2 protein-coding genes are annotated in these 3611 nt (G+C 61.8%); both read left to right on the top strand.

From position 1 onward, the window contains the following. Window positions 1–397: 397 nt before the first annotated feature. On the top strand, window positions 398–1357 hold the full coding sequence (locus tag WB402_RS07475; RefSeq protein ID WP_424206486.1) for an SOS response-associated peptidase family protein: 960 nt from the start codon (window positions 398–400) through the stop codon (window positions 1355–1357). Between the two features lie 215 nt (window positions 1358–1572). After that, on the top strand, window positions 1573–3611 hold a 2039-nt coding region (locus tag WB402_RS07470), incomplete at its 3' end, for an ATP-dependent helicase (RefSeq protein WP_424206484.1).

Genomic DNA, 3611 nt, shown 5'->3' with positions numbered 1-3611 from the left:
GTCTGGGGGTGAGGGTGTCCATGCCGGGTTGCCTGTCTGGGATACTGGATATTTATCCAGTACTGGGGGCGCGGTCAAGTGCCTCCGCAGCCGGCCTGTTTTTCAGGGGTTTTTGCGTATCCCCGCGGCGCGAGAATGGCTGCAAGCAAGGTGAGAATCTACATGTAAACCCTGGACCCCCGCTTTCGCGGGGGTGACGGCCATATTTGAGGGGACTAGGGAGTAATGTAGGTTGGGGTGAGCGCAGCGAACCCCAACAGCAAAGGTTGTCATTCCCGCGAAAGCGGGAATCCAGGCCTTGCATGACATCCCCGCGCAGCGGGGATTCCATCTCTTTCAAACCCCACACTTCGTGCACATCGTTTCCCTGGCCTCCCCTTTGAGTTAGGTTAATCCCATGTGCTACTCCGCCATGGTGCAACAAGACCTGAAAGCCCTCGGGCGCCTGTTCAAGGCGCGCGTCGACCACGCGAAGTTCGAAGCGCTGTTTCAACGACGAGCGACGGATGACACAATCAAAATCCCCAAGGCCCTGGAGGCGAACTTCTATCGTCCGAAGACGCCTGCGGAGAAACGCATCAAGGACGCCATCGACGAATACCGCGCGCACATGGCCAAGGAATGGGAAGCGGCCCTGTTTTCCCAGAAGCAGCGCCTGACCACGGCGGAACGCCAACTGAAGGTAAAGGAAACCAAGAAGGCGCTGGAAGACCAGCGCATCGCAACCAACAAAATTGCCTGGTACAAAACCAAAATCGCCAACCTGAAACGCACCGAGCCCCAGCCCAACGACTCGCGCATCTTTCCGTTCACCTACGCGCCCGTGGTCGTGATGGAGAACGACGAATACGTCATTCTCCCCGCGCGCTATCACTGCCGGCCGCAGGGCAAACCCGCGTGGTACGACAAGAAGTACGATGGGCTGTACAACGCCCGGCGCGACAACCTCGAAGGCTTCTGGAAAAATCTGTTCGGCCACCACCATGCCTGCATGGTGATCTCCTCTTTCTTCGAAAACGTGGCGCTGAGCGATTTCGAGAAACGCGCGCTCAAACCCGGCGAGAAAGACAAGAACCTCGTGCTGCATTTCAATCCCCAGCCGGCGACGGAGATGATCCTGGCCTGTCTCTGGGATCACTGGCACGAAAAGGGCAAGCCCGAGCTCGACAGCTTCGCCGCGATCACCGACGAGCCGCCGCCGGAAGTCGCCGCGACCGGACACAACCGCTGCGTGATTCCGCTGAAACAAAGCAATCTTCAGACCTGGCTGAATCCCGAGAGCCACGACAAGGCGGAGCTTTACCGCGTGCTGGACGACCGGGAACGCCCCTACTACGCGCACGAGCTGGCGGCGTAATGTCAGGCGAACACATCAATAGGAGCCGTCATTCCCGCGAAAGCGGGATTATTAAATGCCGTCATGCCCGCGGAGGCGGGCATCCAGGGTGTACATGTTATCCCCGCGCAGCGGGGATTCCATCATGCAGTTACACAGGTGAGATTCATTCCAACCTGTCGCCATCGTTTCCCCACCCCTAGCTAACCCCCACCACCCTGCGCCATAATCGCACTGTGCAGCACGAGACTTTACCCGACGTCGCCACGGAATCCACGGCCAAACGGGCAACGGCTGCTTCCGTCCTCAATTCCCTCCAGCTCGCCGCTGTGCAGTATGGCGCTCCCGCCGCGAGAGGTGTCTGGAGCGCGGGCCCCTTACTGATCATTGCCGGCGCCGGCACCGGCAAAACGAATACCGTGGCGCACCGCGTTTCGCACCTCGTCATGAACGGCGTTGCGCCGGATAGAATTCTGCTCCTCACCTTCTCGCGCCGCGCGGCCGAAGAGATGGTGCGTCGTGCCCATCGCATCGTGGCCCAATCGCTCGCCGCGAAGCGCGGCGCCACGGCGGGTGTGTCGACCGAAGCTGCCGGTGTGCGCCTGCCTTGGGCGGGCACCTTTCATTCAATCGCCAACCGCCTGCTGCGCCGCTACGCACGCCATATCGGCCTGGACCCCGGCTTTTCCGTCATGGACCGCGGCGATTCCGCGGATCTGCTGGATGTCGCCCGGCACGAGCTGGAGCTCTCGTCCAAGGACCGGCGCTTTCCCCGCAAGGACACCTGCCTCGCCATCTACTCGCATTGCGTCAACACCCGCTTCCCGCTGGAGAAGGTGCTGGCTGATACCTTTCCCTGGTGCGCGGAATGGGAAGCGGAACTCAAGGCCCTGTTTCGCCGTTATGTCGACGCGAAGCTGTTCCAGCAAGCGCTCGACTTCGACGATCTGCTCCTTTACTGGCACATGCTCATGCAGGAGGGTTCACTCGCGCAGGACGTGGGCGCGCTGTTCGATCACGTTCTGGTCGACGAATACCAGGACACCAACAGTCTGCAGGCCGAGATCCTGCTCGCGCTCCGACCCACGGGCGCGGGTCTTTGCGTAGTGGGCGACGACGCACAGTCGATCTACTCTTTCCGCGCGGCGAATGTCGACAACATTCTCAATTTCCCCTCGCGCTTCTCCCCTTCGGCGCACATCGTCACGCTGGAGGACAACTACCGCTCCACGCAACCCATTCTCGACGCGGCCAACGCGCTGATGGCCGAGGCCGCAAGGCAATATCGCAAGGATTTACGTGCGCAACGTGGCGCGGGAAAAAGCGGCGCGCGTCCGCGCCACGTGACGGTGCTCGACGATCAGGCGCAGGCGCAGTACATCGTCGAGCGCATCCTCGGCGCGCGCGAGGAAGGCATACCCCTGCACCGGCAGGCGGTGCTGTTTCGGAGTTCGCACCACAGCGACGTCCTCGAGCTCGAGCTCGCGCGCCGCAACATTCCCTATGTGAAGTACGGCGGTCTCAAGTTCCTCGAAGCCGCCCACGTCAAAGATCTGCTCGCCATCCTGCGCTGGGCCGACAACCCCAAGAACCGCATCGCCGCCTTTCGCGTGTTGCAGCTCATGCCCGGCGTCGGTCCGGGGAACGCCGACCGCTGCTGGAAGGCATTTGAAGCTGGCGGCCACGCATGGAGCGGGCTTGCCGGTTATCGAGCACCCACTGCCGCGCGTGACGACTGGGCGGCCCTGCTCGAACTGCTTGGCGCGATCGGCATCGCCTCGGCCCGGTGGGAGGGCCAGATCGGTCTCGTGCGGCGTTGGTATGAGCCACAGCTCATGCGAATCCATGACGCGGGCGCGGCGCGCAGCGGCGATCTCGAACAGCTCGAACGCATCGCACTCCAATTCACTTCGCGCGAGCGGTTCCTGAGCGAACTGACGCTCGATCCGCCGAACGCCACCTCCGACATCTCAAACGCGGCTTCGCTGGATGAGGATTTTCTTATTCTCTCGACTGTACATTCCGCCAAGGGCCAGGAATGGGACCGCGTTTTCGTGCTCAACGTGAACGATGGCAATTTCCCCAACGAGTACGCCGCCGGCAAGCCGGAGATGATCGAGGAAGAGCGGCGCCTGCTCTACGTCGCGATGACGCGCGCCAAGAACGAACTCGATCTCATCTCGCCGATCAAGTATTACGTCACCCAGCAGTCGCGCACCGGCGACGCCCATGTCTACGGCGCGCGCAGTCGCTTTCTCACGCCAGGCGTGATGGC

This window comes from Sulfuricaulis sp. (assembly GCF_049587675.1).
Taxonomy (GTDB): Bacteria; Pseudomonadota; Gammaproteobacteria; order Acidiferrobacterales; family Sulfurifustaceae; genus Sulfuricaulis.
This window is presented reverse-complemented; position numbering and strand designations above follow the sequence as displayed.

What these genes read in the sequence shown, in the direction of transcription:
- WB402_RS07475 (WP_424206486.1), top strand. Translation starts at nt 398, where the DNA reads ATGTGCTACTCCGCCATGGTGCAACAAGACCTGAAAGCCCTCGGGCGC.